Source organism: Nocardioides luteus, assembly GCF_014648595.1.
GTDB lineage: Bacteria > Actinomycetota > Actinomycetes > Propionibacteriales > Nocardioidaceae > Nocardioides > Nocardioides luteus.
In genome coordinates, this window is the sequence record NZ_BMRK01000006.1 from 103,513 (window position 1) to 121,933 (window position 18,421).

At 69.8% G+C, this 18,421-nt stretch carries 17 protein-coding genes and 1 tRNA gene; 12 read left to right on the forward strand and 6 right to left on the reverse strand.

The features are described 5' to 3' along the window. Nucleotides 1-29 precede the first annotated feature (29 nt). Together IEY81_RS09720 and IEY81_RS09725 are read left to right on the forward strand one after the other, a co-directional pair. Nucleotides 30-587, forward strand: a complete 558-nt coding sequence (locus IEY81_RS09720; protein WP_189118276.1) for a histidine phosphatase family protein — start codon at nt 30-32, stop codon at nt 585-587. A gap of 88 nt (nt 588-675) precedes the next feature. Next, nucleotides 676-1,521 (forward strand): phosphotransferase family protein, encoded by an 846-nt coding sequence (locus IEY81_RS09725; protein ID WP_189118277.1) that lies wholly within the window; start codon nt 676-678, stop codon nt 1,519-1,521. Between the two features lie 98 nt (nt 1,522-1,619). Here IEY81_RS09725 and IEY81_RS09730 read toward each other — a convergent pair whose 3' ends face one another. After that, a complete protein-coding gene (locus IEY81_RS09730; RefSeq protein WP_189118278.1) occupies nt 1,620-2,933 on the reverse strand; it encodes a M20/M25/M40 family metallo-hydrolase in 1,314 nt (437 codons plus the stop codon). Nucleotides 2,934-3,036: 103 nt separating this feature from the next. Between IEY81_RS09730 and IEY81_RS09735 the strand changes: the two genes are divergently transcribed. The 3 genes from IEY81_RS09735 (at nt 3,037) to IEY81_RS09745 (ending at nt 5,296) form a co-directional block, all read left to right on the forward strand. Further along, nucleotides 3,037-3,804 carry a glycerophosphodiester phosphodiesterase gene (locus tag IEY81_RS09735; RefSeq protein ID WP_189118279.1) on the forward strand — a complete coding sequence of 256 codons (768 nt, stop codon included), beginning with the start codon at nt 3,037-3,039 and terminating at the stop codon, nt 3,802-3,804. A 189-nt stretch (nt 3,805-3,993) separates the two neighbouring features. Beyond that, nucleotides 3,994-4,079: transfer RNA gene (locus tag IEY81_RS09740), tRNA-Leu, on the forward strand. A gap of 518 nt (nt 4,080-4,597) precedes the next feature. Beyond that, nucleotides 4,598-5,296, forward strand: coding sequence for a hypothetical protein (locus IEY81_RS09745; protein WP_189118280.1), 699 nt, complete (start codon nt 4,598-4,600; stop codon nt 5,294-5,296). A 358-nt stretch (nt 5,297-5,654) separates the two neighbouring features. Here IEY81_RS09745 and IEY81_RS09750 read toward each other — a convergent pair whose 3' ends face one another. From IEY81_RS09750 to IEY81_RS09760, 3 genes are all read right to left on the reverse strand, one after another. Next, nucleotides 5,655-6,107 (reverse strand): MarR family winged helix-turn-helix transcriptional regulator, encoded by a 453-nt coding sequence (locus IEY81_RS09750; protein ID WP_189118281.1) that lies wholly within the window; start codon nt 6,105-6,107, stop codon nt 5,655-5,657. Further along, nucleotides 6,104-8,023, reverse strand: coding sequence for an FAD-dependent monooxygenase (locus IEY81_RS09755; RefSeq protein WP_189118282.1), 1,920 nt, complete (start codon nt 8,021-8,023; stop codon nt 6,104-6,106). Before IEY81_RS09755 ends, IEY81_RS09750 begins: the two co-directional genes overlap by 4 nt. Nucleotides 8,024-8,140: 117 nt before the next feature. After that, on the reverse strand, nt 8,141-8,416 hold the full coding sequence (locus IEY81_RS09760) for a DUF7218 family protein (protein WP_229787625.1): 276 nt from the start codon (nt 8,414-8,416) through the stop codon (nt 8,141-8,143). 129 nt (nt 8,417-8,545) lie between these two features. Here IEY81_RS09760 and IEY81_RS09765 point away from each other — a divergent pair, with 129 nt between their 5' ends. The 6 genes from IEY81_RS09765 (at nt 8,546) to IEY81_RS09790 (ending at nt 14,903) form a co-directional block, all read left to right on the forward strand. Next, nucleotides 8,546-9,061 carry a 2Fe-2S iron-sulfur cluster-binding protein gene (locus IEY81_RS09765; protein WP_189118283.1) on the forward strand — a complete coding sequence of 172 codons (516 nt, stop codon included), beginning with the start codon at nt 8,546-8,548 and terminating at the stop codon, nt 9,059-9,061. Then, entirely contained in the window at nt 9,058-10,050 is a 993-nt protein-coding gene (locus IEY81_RS09770; protein ID WP_189118284.1) for an FAD binding domain-containing protein, read from the forward strand. The genes IEY81_RS09765 and IEY81_RS09770 overlap by 4 nt, the downstream gene beginning before the upstream one ends. Further along, entirely contained in the window at nt 10,047-12,134 is a 2,088-nt protein-coding gene (locus IEY81_RS09775; protein WP_189118285.1) for a xanthine dehydrogenase family protein molybdopterin-binding subunit, read from the forward strand. Before IEY81_RS09770 ends, IEY81_RS09775 begins: the two co-directional genes overlap by 4 nt. Before the next feature lie 193 nt (nt 12,135-12,327). Next, entirely contained in the window at nt 12,328-13,377 is a 1,050-nt protein-coding gene (locus IEY81_RS09780; protein WP_189118286.1) for an FUSC family protein, read from the forward strand. A gap of 166 nt (nt 13,378-13,543) precedes the next feature. Beyond that, a complete protein-coding gene (locus IEY81_RS09785; RefSeq protein ID WP_189118287.1) occupies nt 13,544-14,599 on the forward strand; it encodes a YihY/virulence factor BrkB family protein in 1,056 nt (351 codons plus the stop codon). Nucleotides 14,600-14,606: 7 nt separating this feature from the next. Then, the gene (locus IEY81_RS09790; protein ID WP_189118288.1) at nt 14,607-14,903 is read left to right on the forward strand and encodes a DUF4235 domain-containing protein; all 297 of its coding nucleotides are present in this window, start codon (nt 14,607-14,609) and stop codon (nt 14,901-14,903) included. Between the two features lie 48 nt (nt 14,904-14,951). Here the strand turns inward: IEY81_RS09790 and IEY81_RS09795 are convergent, their stop codons facing one another. After that, nucleotides 14,952-15,764, reverse strand: coding sequence for an SDR family NAD(P)-dependent oxidoreductase (locus IEY81_RS09795; protein ID WP_229787627.1), 813 nt, complete (start codon nt 15,762-15,764; stop codon nt 14,952-14,954). A gap of 86 nt (nt 15,765-15,850) precedes the next feature. Between IEY81_RS09795 and IEY81_RS09800 the strand changes: the two genes are divergently transcribed. Next, complete coding sequence (locus IEY81_RS09800) at nt 15,851-16,720, forward strand: helix-turn-helix transcriptional regulator (RefSeq protein ID WP_189118289.1); 870 nt, start codon at nt 15,851-15,853, stop codon at nt 16,718-16,720. Between the two features lies 1 nt (nt 16,721). On the opposite strand, the gene IEY81_RS09805 is transcribed toward IEY81_RS09800, so the two are convergent. Beyond that, a complete protein-coding gene (locus tag IEY81_RS09805) occupies nt 16,722-18,410 on the reverse strand; it encodes an L-lactate permease (protein ID WP_189118290.1) in 1,689 nt (562 codons plus the stop codon). Nucleotides 18,411-18,421: the final 11 nt, after the last annotated feature.

Genomic DNA, 18,421 nt, shown 5'->3' on the forward strand with positions numbered 1-18,421 from the left:
CCGAGCCCGAGAGAACTAGGGTCATGTGAGTGATCCATCTCGTACGCCACGGCGAGGCCGCCGGTCATGAGGAAGCCGATCCGGGACTCTCCGAGCACGGCCGCCGCCAGGTCCACGCCCTGGCCAACCGGCTCGCCTTCCGTCCGGTCAGCCGCGTGCTCCACGGTCCGAGCCGGCGTACCTCCGAGACCGCCGTGATCCTGACCGAGGTCCTCGGCGCCGGGTCCGAGGCGACCGACCTCCTCGCCGACCGCACCCCGGTGCCCTCCCCGGAACGCCGCGGCGACTACCCGACCCACCGCTGGGAGTGGTTCGAGGGCGTACCCGACGCCGAGCGCGACCCCGACGGCACCATGCTCACCGACACCTGGCACAAGCTCTGGTTCGAGCACCACGACGCCGAGATCGTCCTGGTCACCCACGCCTTCGTCGCCGCCTGGTTCGTACGCCAGGTCCTCAACGCCCCGCCCGCCACCTGGATGCGCATCGGCCCCGTCGGCACCGCCACCCTCACCTCGATCGGCCCCAACCTCGCCGGCGAGCCGGTGGTGGAGACCTTCAACGCCGAGGTGATCCTCCCGCTCTGACCAAGCGGGGCCAACAACCCGCCAACAACACGGACATCAGGCCGCGACACGCTGTCGTGGGCGCCCTTCGCACTGTCAGGATCCGCCCGTGACCTCGGCACTCGACACCCTGACCCCCACCCAGCGCGACCTCCTCGACCAGTGGCTCCCCGGAGCCGAGCTGGTCACCGACCGCAGTCATCTGCATCGCGCCGGCACCACCGCTCTCGTGCTCGCCTCCGGCGAGGACCGCTTCCTGATGAAGACCACCACCGAGGGCGTACGCCACCTCGACCGCGAGGTCGCGGCGTTCCGCAGCTGGCTCGGCCCGTGGACCGAGGCCGGGCGCGCGCCGCGTCTCGTCGAGGCCGACCTCGACGCCCGGATCATCGTGATGACCCACCTCGACGGTGAGCCGGCGAGCACCTCGCCCGCCGCCCACGACCCGGAGATCTACCAGCAGGCGGGCGAGCTGCTGGCGACGTTCCACGCCCAGGCGAGCGTGGAGGACGAGGAGTACGAGCCCGAGCTCAACGAGCGCGCCCTCGCCTCGCTCGACCGGGCCGGTCTCGACGCCGACTTCGCCGAGCGGCTCCGTGGCGAGATCACCTCGTGGCCGACCCCGACGACCGTGCTCGTCCCCTCGCACGGCGACTGGCAGCCGACCAGCTGGGTGGTCGACGGCGGCACGCTGCGCGTGATCGACTCCGGCCGGTTCGCTTTCCGGCCCGCGCTCTACGACCTCTCCCGGCTCTCTGCACAGGACTTCACCCGCAACGACACCTTCGAGAAGGCGTTCCTCGAGGGCTACGGCTCCGACCCGCGCGAGCCCGAGGCCTGGCACCGTCTCCAGGTCCGCGACGCGGTCTCGGTCGCCGCTTGGGCCGAGCGCACCGGCCACGCGGAGGTGGCTGCGCTGAGCAAGGAGACGCTCACCGGGCTGCTGGCTCACTGAGCCGTTCCCCACTGTGACGGCGTTGCCCCACGCTCCGGAGCGTGGGGCAACACTGTCTGAAGGGGAGATCTCCGCCGCCGTGGGGAGATGCGCCGCGGTCAGACCGCGTCGAGGAAGCGGTCCATGACCCGCGCACCGAACTGGAGCGCGTCGACCGGCACCCGCTCGTCGACACCGTGGAAGAGCGCGGTGAAGTCGAGCTCCTCGGGCAGCCGCAGGGGCGCGAAGCCGTACGTCCTCATCCCGAGCCGCTTGAAGTGCTTGGCGTCGGTGCCGGCGCTCATCAGATAGGGGGCGACGAGAGCGTCGGGGTCCTCTGCGATCAGCGACTGCTCCATCGCCGAGACCAGCGCGCCGTCATAGGGGGTCTCCCACGGCCGCTGGTTCTGGTCGAACTCGATGTCGATGCCCTCGCCGCACAGCTTCTGCAGGGTCTCGAAGAAGTCGTCCTCGAAGCCGGGCAGGAAGCGGCCGTCGACGTGGGCGGTGGCCTCGGTCGGGATGACGTTGACCTTGTATCCCGCACTGGTCATGGTCGGGTTGGTGACGTTGCGCAGGGTGGCGCCGATCATCCGGGCGGCCGGGCCGAACTCCTCGACGAGCCGTTCGGCGTTCTCCGGCGTTGGCTCCTCCCCCGCGATCTCGCCGACCGCGGCGAGCAGCGTCTGCATCGTCGGGGTCAGCTGCACCGGCCACTCGTGGGCGCCGATCCGGGCGATCGCGCCCGAGAGCCGGGTGATCGGGTTGTCCCGGTTGATCATCGAGCCGTGGCCCGCGGTGCCACGCGCCGTCAGCTTCATCCAGGCCATGCCCTTCTCGGCCGCCTCGATCAGGTAGAGCCTCCGCCCCTTCACCGTGGTCGAGAAGCCACCGACCTCACCGACCGCCTCGGTGCAGTGCGCGAGCAGGTCGGGGTGGTCCTCCACGAGCACGTGGGCGCCCTTCATCCCGCCGGCCTCCTCGTCGGCGGTGAAGGCGAGCGTGATCGGCCGCTCCGGGATCCGGCCGGTGCGCTGTCGCTCCCGGACGACCGCGAGCAGCATCGCGTCGAAGTCCTTCATGTCGACGGCGCCGCGCCCCCACACGTACCCGTCCTCGATCTCCCCCGAGAACGGGTCGACCTTCCAGTCCTCGGCTGCGGCCGGGACGACGTCGAGGTGACCGTGGAGCAGCAGCCCGTCCTGCCGACCGGCGGCCGAGCCTGTCGAGGCCCCGCCCCACTGCGCGACCACCGAGGCCCGCCCGTGCTCGGACTCGTAGATCTCCGAGGAGATCCCGACCTCGTCGAGCTGCGCGGCGACGTACTCCGCCGCCTTCCGCTCCCCCGGCCCCGGGTCGTTGCCGTAGTTGCTGGTGTCGATGCGGATCAGGTCACGGCAGAGGTCGACGACCTCGGTCTCGGCACTGGTCATACCGCCACCGTATCGACCGGTTGCGACGAACGGCCGCCTGACGTCCACCGATAGGAGGGCAAAGGATTTCAGTGTGTTCGGTTGCGTGGGTTTCCATGGAGGAATGCAGACGCGCGCCCTCCTCTCCGCTCACCGCGCCGCCGCGCGCCAGTCGGGGAACCGTGACAACTCCTGGGAGTCGCTCCTGGAGGCCGTCCGGATGGAGGTGGAGTACGTCGAGTTCGACGTGCACCGCACCCGCGACGGCGAGCTCGTCCTGCACCACGACGGCCACATCCGCGACCGCTTCGGCCGCCGGCTCAAGATCGAGAACAGGACGTACGCCGCGCTCTCGCGCCTCGCACCGTTCCGCCTGGTGCGCTACCGGGAGGCGCTCGAGCTGCTCGCCGCTCACGGCAAGCACGCACACATCGACCTGAAGTTCGCCTCCCCCAGTGGCCACCTCGGGATGGCGTGGGAGATCGACGCCGCCGAGATCGCGCTGGAGGTGATGGAGAAGAGCTTCATCCTGACCACGATGGTCGACGAGTCGGTACGCGCCCTGCGCGACTGGGCCGACCGCCGCTCCCCCTCGACCCTCGTCGGCCTCTCCCTCGGCGGTGTCGACCTGCGCCACCACCCCCTCAAGCTCCTCCGCCTCAAGCTCTCGGAGTTCTTCCCCGGCGGCCGCATCCGCCGCTGCCGCTCCAACCTGGTCGTCGTCGAGCAGCGCCTCGCCGACGTCTGGCTGCTGCGCTGGGCCCACCGCCGCGACCTCAAGGTCCTCGTCTGGACCGTCGACAACCCCGGCCGCCTGCGCCGCCTCATCAACGACAGCCGGGTCTGGATGGTCACCAGCAACCACCCCTCCCGCGCCCTCCTCCCCGCCTGACCGCCCCGGTCGTCGAGCCCGTCGAGACCACCCCCGAGCCACACCACCCCACCGCTGGTCGAGCCTGTCGAGACCACCCACGAGCGACACCTCCCCACCGGTGGTCGAGCTTGTCGAGACCTCCTCCACGCGACACCCTCACCCCGATTCGGCACCACAGCGCCCTCCTGATAATGTTCTTCTTGTTGCGCGCGGGTGGCGGAATAGGCAGACGCGCTAGCTTGAGGTGCTAGTCCACGTATTAGTGGGTGGGGGTTCAAGTCCCCCCTCGCGCACAGAGAGAAACCCCAGGGAGACCTGGGGTTTCTCGCATTTCACGAGAAGTCATCGAACCCTATGAGGAACGATGGGGGCACCGACGGCCGAGGCCCTCTCTGGTTGTCTCCTGAGGCGTATCGCCGCCGGGTCCGCCGTGGTGTCGCTGCGAACTGCTTGCGGAGCGCAGAAAGCCGTACTCGCGGCGGCGTCTCGACGACCTTCGCCTAGCGGATCGAGGACCGCTCCTTCGTCGTGCAGCATCAGCTGCACGCGGGCGAAGTCGAGATCTTCGACACTTCTTCGCGGTTTACTGAACGCGGTGCACGAGCCAGCGACCGGAACCGCGCTGGGTGCGCATGATCACCCGAGCACCGGAGAAGAATGAACAACAGCCCCAACACTTCATTCACAAACCCCGAGCAGTGCTACATACCGATCGATGCCCGTGACCGACCACGGCGTGGCTGTCGCCGGCATACTGAGTCATGCACGCACTTCTTCCCCAAGGGAACCGGGAGCCGCGCGGAGATGGAACTTGGCAGGTCGCTGGAGCGGCGCGCACCTTGCGTTCATCGAGGCGATGAACTGCGACGTACTCCTCCTCACCGAGGTCCTCGACGCCGTACAAATCCCCGGCATGGGTATGCATCGCACCGCGAGACAGATGGCGGAACGACGGGCCTGGGCAGCAGTCGCAACCGCCCGACTGATGCATCCCGAGCCCGATCCGCATCCGGCCACGGCCCTCGCGGTGATCGAGGGCATCCACTTCGCGTCCTCGATTCTCCCGTGGAGGTCGTGCGGGGACAGCCCGGTTTGGCACGGCGCGACGACGGCCGAGAAGACGATCTCGGCCGTGACAGACATCGAGATCGCCATTCCGGACGTGTGGGGCGGCGACTGGAACCAGGAGCTCCACGGCCCCATCTACACCGGCAGCCGCGATGGCAAACAAGAGCTCCTGCGCGCCACCACCAATCTCCAGCTTCAGGTCCCGACAGCCGACGCTCCCCATCGCCTTGACGGTGTATCCAGCATCGACCACATCGCCATCCCTCGCGCATGGACCGTCACCGACGTCACCGCGATCCTCGCCAGGAACGGTCTCTCGGATTTGTCTGACCACAGCGCGTACGTGATCGACGTGCACCAGCCGACTGAGTCCACCAACGAGACGGCAGCCGTCGCGCACCTGTGGTCCATGAGGACCACGGCAAAGCCGTACGGACCGTGACGCCAAACTCGCCGCGCTCCACGAGCGCCCGACTCACGCCGTCGACGCGCTGATCACCGGCGACGACTGGCGCCGGGCGACGGAGCTCGCCAACAGGTTCCGCAGCAGGAGCTTCAAGAACGTGCTCCTGATCCAGCAAGCGATGGAGATCGCGTACGCCGAGGGCCTGATCCCAACCTACGTCGCGGGGTTTCGGCAGTGGCCGACCCTGGTCGCAGCATGATGAAGGGCCAACTCAGCATCCACATCCTGGCCCCGCTCCACCAGCCGTCGACCGGTGTGTGGGAGCCGCTGTGGGAAGGATCGGCGCGCCTGCGCGGCGCAGGATCCGCCGCATCCGCGCCGGCCGAAGGTCGAGTCACCGCAGCAGACCCTGCTCTCCCGCACCTGCCAACATCTTGTCGAGCAACCTCCGCAGGTCGGCCCGCTCCACAGTGGTCAGTCCGCCGGTGAGCAGGGGCTCGATGGCTTCGACCCGCGGGCGCAGAGTCTCCAGGGCGGCGCGGCCATCCGCCGTCAGGGTCAGTGTCTTGCGGCGCCTGTCGACGGTGTCCTGCGTGCGGGCGATGAGACCACGGCGCACCATGCGCGAGACGACGTCGGCGATGGTGGAACGGTCCAGGAAGAGGTCGGCTCCCAGCTCGGCCTGGCTTGCGCCGGGCATCCCGTCGAGCACAGCCAGCGCGGCGAACTGCACGCTGGTCACCTCGGTGGACACCTCTTGTTGCCACACCGCCAAGTGCACCTGTTGCGCGCGCCGCAGGAGATGCCCGGTGTAGCGCAACGGCTCGGGAGCCTCAGGTCCGCTCACGCCGGCAGCTCCGGGCGGATGAACACGCCGTCGAAGAGATCGGTGAGGCGTTCGTACGCGTTCAGCGGAAGCACCGACGCGACATACTGGTCGGGCCGCACGACGACCAGCGCGCCTTCCTCCCGGTCGATCCGGCGCAGGTCGAACACGTCCTCGCCCGGGTCCGCGGCGTACACCTTCTCGTAGTCGACCAGCCCGAGACGGCCCGTCCGGGGTCGCAGGACCTCCGGCATGACGAGGAGGTCGACCTGGGAGTGGGGCCGCTGCACGATGCCGCGTACGTCGACGAACCCCTCCAGGTCGCGGCCGACGCCGTAGCGCACCAGAGCTGAGCCCTCAGCCGAACCGAGCCAGTCACCGAGCGCACGGAACCGGTCCTCGGAGGCATCGGCGAAGGCGTACAACCTCCAGCGGCCATCGGCGACCGCCGAGTGCCCGAGCTGGGTCCGCTTGCCGTCGCCGACACGGACGACCGGCACGGAGTGGAATCGCATGCCGACGGTCAGTCCCGCGGCCAGCGACTGGTGCTCGTCGGTGCCGGTGAGTCGCGAGGATCGGTAGCGGGTCGCCACACCGGCGGTGTAGCGGCCCTGGCGGACGAAGTACTCACTGACCTCGGCCGGGTCGACCCCACCGCGCTCCGGGTGCTCAGGATCGCGAGGTGGCGCTGCGAGCAGCGCCGACCACTCCTTGTCGAAGTCGATCAGCTCTCGCGCGACAGGTCGGCGCTCGGCGTCGTACGTCTCCAGCAGACTCGGGTGGCTGCGACCCTCGAGAACGGCGGCGAGCTTCCACCCGAGGTTGAACGCGTCCTGCATCGAGACGTTCATCCCCTGACCGGCCTTGGCGCTGTGGGTGTGGCAGGCATCGCCTGCGATGAAGACCCGCGGCCCGCGTCCGAGATCACGCCCGACGGCATCGTCGAAGCCGTCGGCGATGCGCTGCGCCACCTCGTAGACGGAGAACCAGACGGTCTCCTTCACATCCAGGATGTAGGGGTGGAGGATCCGGTTCGCCATCGCGGCGACCTCCTCCGCTCCGAGGCTGCGAATCGTCGCACGGTTCTCGGCGGTCACCGTGCCGAGGTCGACATAGAGCCGGACCAGGTAGCCGCCCTCGCGCGGGATCAGCAGGAGGCTGCCGTGCTCTGCGGACTGGATAGCCGCCTTGAACCGGATGTCGGGAAAGTCGGTGGTGGCAAGGACGTCGAGCACACCCCAGGCGTGGTTGGCACGTTCACCGGATGAGGTTCGGCCGATCGCGGCGCGCACCTCGCTGCGCGCACCGTCGGCTCCGACGACGAACTTGGCGCGCACCGTGACCTCCTCACCGACGCCGGCCGCGCCCTCGGGACCGACCCTGCGCAGGGTGACGGTCACCGGGTGCTCACCCTCGTCGGCGACCTCGAGGCCCACGAACTCCAGCCCGTAGTCGGGCACGAGGCGCGCCGGGGCGTTGCGAGCCGCGTCGAGCAGGTGTTCGTGGATGCGGGCCTGGTTCATGATCAGGTGCGGCATCTCACTGAGGCCGTCCTCGACGTCTTGGACCCGGCTGGTGCGCATGATGTGGTCGCGCCGCTCGGGGTCGGGCCGCCAGAACGTGGTCTCGTTGACCCAGTAGGCCTCTTCCTGCAGCGCATGGGCGAACCCGAACGCCTGGAACATCTCCATGGTGCGGCACGCGACGCCGTCGGCCTGCCCCATCTCCATGGGGCCCGTGCGGCGCTCCACCAGTCGTGTGGTGATGCTCGGAAACCGGGCGAGCTGCGCGGCGAGAACGTTGCCCGCCGGTCCGCTACCGACGATGAGAACGTCGACCTCGTCGGGAAATGGCGCGTCTACGACGCTCGTCGCTTCCGGGGCAGCCGGGGCGACCGCCGGGTCGCCGGGGTAGAAACCGTCTCGGTAGTACTGCACGCGCCACTCCTCCGCTGGAGAGGAGACAATAGTCCGTACCCCAACGGTTTATGCAATGCGCCTGACCACCGATCGGACTGCTTCGCAGCTCACCCCCGGCAGGGCCTCTCGAGCCGGTCAGTGGTTCCGCAGCGCCTTGATCAGCTCGCTCTTGTTCATCTTCGACCGGCCGTCGATGCCGATCTCCTTCGCGCGGGAGCGCAGGTCCTCGAGCGTCCAGTCGTCGTACGACCCGGACGAACCGCCCTTGCTACCCGTCTTCGAGCGCGAGCTGTTGGAGGCCGCGTTCGCGATCCGGGCGGCCTTCTCCTTGCTCCCGCCCTCGTCGCGGATCTTCTCGTAGACCTCGGGATCCTTCACGCTCGGGCCCGGCTTGCGTTTCGGCATCGCCATCCACATCCTTCCGGTTCGCTGATGCCCTCGCGGTACCCGAGGGCGTGCCCGTCATGCCATCTCGCGCATGACTTCGGCGCGCGCGGGCACTGTTCAAGCACGAGCCGTACGCCCAGCCCAGGAGGGCACATGGAGCACACCGTTTCGCTGCGCATCGACGGGGTCGACCAGGAGGTCTCGGTCGACACCCGCACCACACTGCTCGACGCGTTGCGCGAGCGCGTCGGCAACACCTCTCCCAAGAAGGGGTGTGATCACGGACAGTGTGGGTCGTGCACGGTCCTCCTCGACGGTCGCCGACATCTGACCTGTCTCGCGCTCGCCGTGGCCTACGACGGAGCCGAGATCGTGACCGCATCCGGACTGGCTGGGGAAGGCGATGACGGCGAGCTGCATCCTGTGCAGCAGGCGTTCCTCGCCCACGACGGCTACCAGTGCGGCTACTGCACCCCGGGCCAGGTGTGCAGCGCGGTCGGCGTGATCGACGAGGCCAAGCGTGGGCAGCCCAGCCACGTGACCGATGATCTCGAGGCCGACATCGACCTGGACGACGACGAGATCCGCGAGCGGATGAGCGGCAACCTGTGCCGGTGCGGGGCCTACGTCGGCATCCTCGACGCCGTACGAGAGGCGGCTGCCCGATGAGAGAGCTGACGTACGAGGTCCCGGCCACCGCTGAGGAGGCCGTCGCGAAGGTGACCGGCGACGAGCAGGCCCGCTTCCTGGGAGGCGGCACCAACCTGGTCGACCATCTCAAGCTCGGCGTCAGCACGCCGAAGGTGCTGGTCGACATCAGCCGGCTGCCGTTCGACGCCGTGGAGCAGACCGACGACGGTCTGCGGATCGGCACCAACGTGCGCAACAGCGACCTGGCCGCGCACCCGCTGGTGCGCAGCGGGTGGCCCGGCCTGAGCAGGGCGCTCCTCGCCGGCGCCTCGGGGCAGCTGCGCAACCAGGCCACGACCGGCGGCAACCTCCTGCAGCGCACCCGGTGCGTCTACTTCCAGGACATCACCACACCGTGCAACAAGCGCGAACCCGGCAGCGGCTGCTCGGCGATCGAGGGCTACGGACGTCATAACGCGCTGCTCGGCACCAGCGAGGCCTGCGTCGCCACCCACCCCTCCGACATGGCGGTCGCGCTCGTGGCCCTGAACGCCACGGTCGTCGTGCTCGGGCCCGACGGCGAGCGCCGGATCCCGGTCGCGGATCTGCACACCCTGCCCGGACACCATCCCGAGGTCGAGACCACCCTGGCTCACGGCGAGCTGATCACCCACGTCGAGCTGCCGGTGACGACGCTGGCGAAGCGGTCGACCTACTACAAGGCTCGCGACCGGGCATCGTACGCCTTCGCGCTGGTCTCGGCGGCCGCCGCCCTCTCGATCGAGGACGGCGTGGTCGCCGACGTGGCGCTGGCCTGGGGCGGAGTCGCCCACAAGCCGTGGCGGGCGAGCCGTGCCGAGGAGGCGCTCCGCGGGCAGCCGCTCGAGGAGAGCGCGATCGCCTCCGCGGTCGACGAGGAGCTTCGCGACGCCGTCACCGGCCCCGACAACGACTACAAGCGAGCGCTGCTGCGTGGCGTCACCACCGCTGCCCTGTCCCGTCTGGCCCCTACGGAGGTTTCGCGATGACCGCCCGACCGTTCGAAGCGCGCTCGATGGGCACCGCCCTGGACCGGGTCGACGGCCGCGAGAAGGTGACCGGCCGAGCCACCTACGCCGTCGAGCACGATGCCGACCTCGACGAGGCACCGCTGCACGCCTGGCTGGTGACCTCGACGACCGCGAGCGGACGCGTCCTGCGGGTCGACGCCGCCGAGGCGCTGGCACATCCGCACGTCGTCACCGTCCTCGATCACACCAACGCTCCCCGACTGGCCGACACCGAGGACCGGGAGCTGGCCGTGCTGCAGGACGACCGGATCGGCTTCCGTGGCCAGATCGTCGCCGTGGTGCTGGCCGAGACCTCCGAGGCCGCACGCGAGGGGGCGCGGCTCGTTCGGGTGCACCAGGAGGCGGCGGACGCGAGCGTGTCGCTCGACGGCGCCGAGACGTACGCGCCCGAGGAGGCGAACGGCGGCTTCGAGGCCGCGACCGACCAAGGAGACTTCGACGCCGCGTGGGCGGCGGCGCCGGTGCAGCTGGAGCAGACGTACTCCACACCGCTGGAGTTCAACAACCCGATGGAGCCTCATGCCGCGACCGCCCTGTGGCGCGACGGGTCGCTCACGCTGTGGGACTCCACGCAGGCGGTCCACGGTGTCGCATCGACCCTCGCCCCGATGCTCGGGATCTCGCAGGACCGGGTGCGGGTCCAGGCGCCCTACATCGGTGGCGGCTTCGGCAGCAAGGGACTGCCCCACGGGCCCGAGATGGCCGTCGCGCTGGCGGCCCGTTGGGCGGACGGCCGGCCGGTGAAGCTGGCCGTGACCCGGCAGCAGATGTTCGGCCTCACCGGCTACCGCACCCGGACCGTCTCCCACCTCCGGATCGGTGCCGAGCCCGACGGTCGCATCACCGCGCTCGAGCACGCCGCGGTGGGACAGTCCTCGGCGGTGAAGGAGTTCGTCGAGCAGACCGCCGTCCCGGCGCGGATGATGTACGCCGCCTCGAGTCTCCGCACCAGCCACCGGGTCGCGGCTCTCGACGTCGCCGTCCCGTCGTGGATGCGGGCGCCTGGCGAGATGCCGGGCATGTTCGCCCTCGAGGTGGCCATGGACGATCTCGCCGAGGCCACCGGCATCGACCCCATCGAGCTGCGTGAGCGCAACGAGCCCGAGGTCGACCCCGAGACCGGGAACCCCTACAACAACCGGCGGCTCGTCGAGTGCCTGCACCGTGGCGCCGACCTCTTCGGTTGGCAGGACCGTCCCGCCGAGCCTCGCGCCACGCTCGATGGCGACTGGTGGGTCGGCACCGGAGTCGCCTCCGCGACGTACCCCGCCAGCTTCGCCCCCGGCAACACCGCGCGCATCATCGCCCTCGACGGAGGTCGCTACGAGGTCTCGATCGGCGCGGTCGACCTCGGCACCGGATCCCGGACCGTGCTGCTCCAGATCGCCGCCGACGCGCTGGGCGTCGACCCCGAGGCCATCGACCTCGCTCTCGCCGACACCGACCTCCCCATGGCGACCGTGGCGGGCGGCTCCTCCGGCACCAGCTCGTGGGGCACGGCGATCGCTCAGACGGCGCAGCAGTTCCGTGCCGACCACGGCGAGCACCCCGATCCCGGGGTGGAGACCACCACCACGACCGACGGCTATCCCTCCACCGACCACGCCCTGCACTCCTTCGGCGCCGTCTTCGCCGAAGCCCGGGTCCACCGGCTGACCGGCGAGGTGCGGGTGCCGCGGCTCCTCGGGGTCTACTCCGTCGGCCGGGTCATCAACCCGATGACGGCGCGCTCGCAGCTGCTCGGCGGACTCACCATGGGGCTGTCGGCAGCGTTGTTCGAGGACGCCTACCAGGACCCCCGCTTCGGTCACGTCGTCACCCAGGACCTCGCCAGCTATCACGTGGCCGCGCACGCCGACGTACGCGACCTCCAGGTCGAGTGGCTCGACGACGTCGACGAGCTGGCCACGCCGATGGGGTCGCGAGGGATCGGCGAGATCGGGATCGTCGGCACCTCGGCGGCGATCCTCAACGCCGCCAGCCACGCGACCGGAGTCCGGGTGCGCGACCTCCCCGCGACCCCCGATGTGTTCTCGAGCTAGACGGGACGCGCACCGACGCGGCATGGTCACCCCTGTCGCCGGGTACCCCAACGGGCAGGGCGTAGCCGCCTGTGAGCGCGTCCGACTCCGTCCCGTACCCGATCCACCCCAGAGGTGACACGCATGACCACCGTCGGCCGGCGCGTCCGCCCCGATGAGAACACCGCGAACGCCACTGTCCGGCAGAGCACGAATGTCTAGCCTGCGGGAGCGAGCTCGTCAGCTCCCCTGGGGTCTGGCCGTCACCGCAGCGATAGCGGGGGCGATCGCCTACTGGGTCGGGCTCGTGATACCGGGGCCGGCGGGCCAGTTCCCCTACTACGCGCCGCTGGGTGCCGTGGTGGCGATGTCGTCGACGGTGATGGGGTCGGTGCGGGTCTCGGTCCAGAGCGTGGTCAGCATCTGGCTGGGGTCGGCGATCGCGCTGGTGGTCGGGCTGGTGGAGGCTCCGATCGAGGTGACCGTCGCCGCGGTGATCGGGCTGGGGATGCTGGCGACAGCCTGGCAGTGGCTGGGTGCCTCGGGCACGTGGGTCCCCACCGCCGCGCTGTTCGTGCTGATCATCGGCGCCGAGGACCCCATGGCGTTCGTGAGTGCCTACGGTGGGCTGACTCTGATCGGTGCGGTGATCGGCGTCGTGATGACCGCCCTCTTCCCGCAGCTCCCGCTCTCGGCCGCGGAGCGGGCGATCGAGGACGTACGCACCGCGGTGGTCGTCCAGCTGCGCCAGCTGGCAGGCGCGCTGGGAGGAGGGAATCCGCCCACGCAGGTCGAGTGGGCCGAGCGCCGGGCTCAGATCGAGCCGGCGGTTCACCACATGCGTACCGAGAGAGAGCACGTCCGCGAGGCTTCTCGGGGAAATCGGCGGCGCGTCCACTACGAAGAGCGGATGGCCACCCAGCTGGACCAGGCAGAGAACCTCGAGCGGATCTCCTTCCTGGTCGAGGATCTCGCCCAGGTCCTGGAGGAGGACGAGCGCGCGGAGAACGAGGTCGTCGGGCTGGGTCCGCAGCTGCGGCCTCAGGCCGGTCGAGCGCTCCTGGCTCTCGCCGACCTGGTGGAGGAAGGGGACGTCCGCACCGCCGACACCGAGGTCGTGGACACGGCCCGCCGGGCCCTGGAGGACCTCGCCGACCAGATCCGTGACCTGCGGTCGCGGGCCACTCCCGATGAGGAGTACTTCACCGCGGGCAGCATCGTGACCAGCATCCGCCGGTGCCTGGAGATCCCCGACCCGGCGTGACTCGAACGAGTTGCGCACCGCATTCATGCGATCGCTGCAGACGGGTACGGGTGAGGAAAGACAGCATTCTCGGGGGAACGGTGGTCCAGATGCCCAACCATCCAGAACTGAGCCGGCAACGGCCGGCAGCACGACTGCCGCGGGTCTCGGGCCGGAGGGCGGACCGATGACGGCCTCCACCGCCCCCGGCACCGACGCACCGCGGCCTGATGACCCGGCCAAGCCGGAGTCGCCGACCGACATCAAGAAGTCGTCCTGGATCTACATCCTGCGGCGAACGGTGCGCGAGTTCATCAAAGACCAGTGCACCGACCTGGCCGCCGCGCTGACCTACTACTCGATCCTGGCGCTGTTCCCGGCTCTGCTCGCCGTGCTGTCCCTGGTCGGGGTCGTCGGTCAGGGGCCCAAGACGGTGTCGACCCTGATCGGCATCCTCAACGACGTCGGCGTGTCCTCTCCGATGCTGGAGAACACCATCACCGAGCTGAGCAGCACATCGGGCGCCGGCCTCGCGCTCATCATCGGGCTCCTGCTGGCGCTGTGGTCGGCATCGGGCTACGTCGGCGCCTTCGGTCGCGCGATGAACCGGATCTACCAGATCGAGGAAGGTCGACCGGTCTGGAAGCTGCGCCCGGTGATGCTCCTCGTCACCCTGATCACCGTGATCCTGGCCGCTCTGGTGCTGGTCGGTCTGGTGATCAGCGGTCCCGCGGCGAAGGCGGTCGGTGACGCCATCGGCCTGGGATCGACCGCCGTACTGGTCTGGGGCATCGCCAAGTGGCCGGTGATGCTGCTCGTCGTGGTGTTCATCGTGGCGCTGCTCTACTACGCCACCCCGAACGTCAAGCAGCCACGGTTCCGGTGGGTCAGCGTGGGCTCCGTGATCGCGATCGCGACCTGGATCCTGGCCTCGGCCGCCTTCGGGTTCTACGTCGCGAACTTCTCCAGCTACAACAAGACGTACGGCTCCCTGGCCGGCGTCGTCGTCTTCCTGCTGTGGCTGTGGATCACCAACCTCGCGCTGCTCTTCGGTGCCGAGCTCGACGCCGAGCTCGAACGGGGCCGACAGCTCCAGGCAGGGATCGAAGCCGAGGAGCAGCTCCAGCTGCCGCCGCGCGACACCCGCAACATCGAGAAGGCCGAAGCCAAGGAAGAGAAGGACATCGACCGCGGCCGGCGCCTGCGCGAGAGCCGCGGCGAGTCCCAGAAGATAGAGGAGTGAGACACCCATGCAGACCGAGAAGAAGAGCAGCAAGTCCGCCCAGATGATGTACAAGCCGGTCGGCATCGCCAGCAGCCTGGTCGCTGCGTTCACGGCCCAGCAGGTCTTCAAGATGGTGTGGAAGCACGCCACCCCGGGTGAGAACGCGGACGCGCCGAAGCCTCTCGAGTCGGAGTACGGATGGCGAGAGGTCCTGGTCGCCGCCGCGGTCCAGGGCGCGGTCTTCTATCTGGTCAAGGCGGTCGTCAGCCGTGGGGGTGCCCAGGCCTACCAGAAGTGGACGGGCGACTGGCCCGGCAACTGAGCCCGAGACCGGAGCCGACGCGGGCGCGGGCGCCGGCTCCGCGTGACCTCAGGCGCCCGCTCCCCCGTCGACCGGCAGGATCGCGCCGGTGACGAACGAGGCGCGGTCGCTGAGCAGCCAGGCCGCGGCCTCGGCGACCTCGCGGGGGTCGGCCATCCGGCCGAGCGGGGTCGTGGAGGTGATGTGCTCGACGATCCCCGGCGTGGCGGCGGCCCAGGTGTCGATCATCTCGGTGGCGGTGCCGCCGGGGGTGATGCCGTTGACGCGGATGGCCTCCGGCGCCCACGTCACCGCGGCGGTCTCGGTGATGCTGTTGAGCGCACGCTTCATCGCGCCGTACGCGGGCAGGTTCGGGTTGGCTCTGCGCGAGCCGATGCTGGAGGTGTTCACGATCGCTCCCCCACCGCCCTTGCGCATGAGCTCGGCCTCGACGTTCATCGCGGTCCAGTGGGCCCGGAAGTTCACCGCGAACTGCTGGTCGATGTCCTCCTCCGTCGTGCCACCGAGCGGTCCGGGCTGCTGCTGCACCACGGCACCGTTGTTGAAGGCGCCGTCGAGACGGCCGTGCCGCTCCTCGACGCGGTCGACGGCGGCACGGATGCTCGCACTGTCGGCCAGGTCCATGGTGACGGCGTCGGCGGTGCCGCCGGCCCTACGGACCTCGTCGACGATGCGGTCGAGGGCGTCGGTGCTCCGGGCGGCGAGGACGACGGACGCACCCTCGGCGGCGAAGAGGCGGGCCGCGGCCGCGCCGATGCCACGGCTGGCGCCGGTGATGAGGACGACCTTGTCGGCGAGGAGGCCGGTCGAGGGCGAAGCGATGTCGGTGATGGTCGGGTTGGCTGTGTCTGCGTTGTTCACCTCTCCAACCTCGCTCCGTCACCGGACCGCAACCAGGCATAGGCAGTACTACGATCAGCGCCCCGCACGGGCGCACACTTGGAACCATGGACAAGCAAGAGCTGGGCGCCTTCCTCCGCAGCCGACGTGAGCGCCTCCGTCCCGAGGACGTCGGCCTCCCAGCGGGTTCGCGGCGCCGTACGCCGGGGCTCCGCCGCGAGGAGGTCGCGGTCCTCGCACACATCTCCACGGAGTACTACGTGCGGCTCGAGCAGGGCCGCGCGCCGCGTCCGTCGGGTGAGGTCCTCGCCGGCATCGCCGGGGCACTGCGCCTCACCGACGCGGAGTCCGACCACCTCCACGTCCTGGCCGGCACGGCTCCGATCCGGTCCAACCTGCACCGCCGCGACGTACGCCCCAGCATCCTCGCCCTCATCCACCGGCTCCCGCAGACCGCCGCCATCGTGACCTCGGCAGCGTTCGAGGTGCTCGCCTGGAACGACCTCGCGGCCGCCCTGATGGAGGACTACGCCGAGCTCGACCCGCGGGACCGCAATCTCGCCCGCAAGGCGTTCCTGGGTCCGAGAGCCCGCACCACCGCGTTGTACGGGATCTCCGACGCCGCCGAGTTCCGCCTCCATGTCGTCAAGGAGCTCCGTGCCACCCTCGCTCGCTACCCGACCGACCCGGTCGTGATCGATCTCGTCGAGGAGCTGCGCGCCGGGAGCCCCGACTTCGCCCGGCTCTGGGAGCGCCACGACGTGCAGTCCGCGCCGATGCTCACCAAGACGTTCGACCATCCCGTGGTCGGCGAGATCACCGTCGACTGCGACAGCCTCACCCTCACCGACCGCGACCAGCACCTGGTCCTCTACACCGCTCCCCCGGGCTCACGTGACGCCGAGACCCTGGCCCTGCTCGACGTGCTCGGCACGGAGGCGGTCGGTAGCAGTGGGCCGCCGCCTCCGCGCGGCTGAGTCAGGGCACCATCCACCCCAGCACCGGCGTCGACTGGAGCGCGACGAGCACGCACATGAAGGCCAGCATCGCGATGCTCCAGCCGAAGACCTTGCGGAAGATCTCGCCCTCCTTGCCGGCCATGCCGACCGCAGCAGCGGCGATGGCGAGGTTCTGCGGGCTGACCATCTTGCCGAGCACGCCGCCAGAGGAGTTCGAGGCGGCCATCAGGATCGGGTCCAGGCCGGCCTCCTTGGCGGTGGTGACCTGGAGAAGGCCGAAGAGGGCGTTGGCGGAGGTGTCGGAGCCGGTCACAGCCACGCCGAGCCAGCCGAGGATCGGCGAGAGGATCGCGAAGGCGCTGCCGGCGCCGGCCAGCCAGGCGCCGATCGAGCCGGTCTGGCCGGAGAAGTTCATGACGTACGCCAGGCCGAGCACGGCCATCACGGTGACGATGGCGGGGGCGAGCTGCTTGTAGGTGGCGCCGTACGTCGCCGCGACGGCCCCTGGCCGGATCCTCAGGAAGATCGCGGTGAGGATGCCGGAGAGCAGGAGCATCGTGCCGGCGGCCGGGAACCAGTCGAGCTTGAAGCCGCCCTGGGCGCCGGCGACGTCGCTGAGACCGGGGAAGACCACCGTCGGGGTGTGGTCGGTGCCGGAGAGCGAGAACGGGCGGTGGGCCAGCGCGTCCTTGACCACCGGGATGCTGACGATCACGAAGATGACGATGATGATCGCGTACGGCAGGAACGCCTTGAACACCTCGCGGCTGCTGTCGCGCGCCTCGCCGTCGGCGTCACCGGACGCGCCGCTGGAGACGCCGGATACGCCGTCCGCTGCACCGGAGACGTCTCCGCCACCGGCACCGACGAGCGCCTCGGCGAGCACCTTCTCCCGCGGCTGCCAGACCCGCAGCAGGCCGACGACGACCACGACCGAGAAGAGCGAGGCGATGATGTCGGCCAGCGGGACCGAGATGTAGTTCGACGCGACGAACTGAGCCAGACCGAAGGCGACGCCGCAGGTCAGCGCCGCGATCCAGGTCTGCCGCAGACCCCGCTTGCCGTCGACGACGAAGACCAGGATGAGCGGCACGAGCACCGCCAGGATCGGGGTCTGGCGGCCGACCATCGCCCCCAGGGTGTCGACGCTGAAGCCGGTCTGGTCCGAGAGCGCGTTGATGGGCGAGGCCATCGCGCCGTACGCCACCGGCGCGGTGTTGGCGATCAGCGCGACCGCTGCGGCCTTGACGGGTTTGAAGCCGAGCGCCATCAGCATCACCACGGTGATCGCCACCGGGGTGCCGAACCCGGCCAGCGCCTCGAGCAGCGCACCGAACGAGAAGGCGATGATCAGCGCCTGGATCCGCTGGTCGTCGCTGACCTTGCTGAACGCACGCCGGAGCACGTCGAAGTGGCCGGTGCGTACGGTCAGGTTGTAGACGAAGACCGCGTTGATCACGATCCACATGATCGGGAAGAAGCCGGACAGCAGCGCGCCCTGGGCGGCGGAGAGGAGCGCGTCGTCGGCCGGCATCTCGAAGAGTGCGATGCCGACGACGAGCGCGACCGCGAGGGAGATGAGGCCGGCCTGCCAGGCCTTCATCTTCAGACCGCCGAGCAGGACGAACATGGTGACCAGCGGCAGGGCGCCGCACAGCGCGCTCAGGGCGAGCGAACCGCCGACCTGGTCTGGTGATGGCTCGAACATGGCGACTCCGT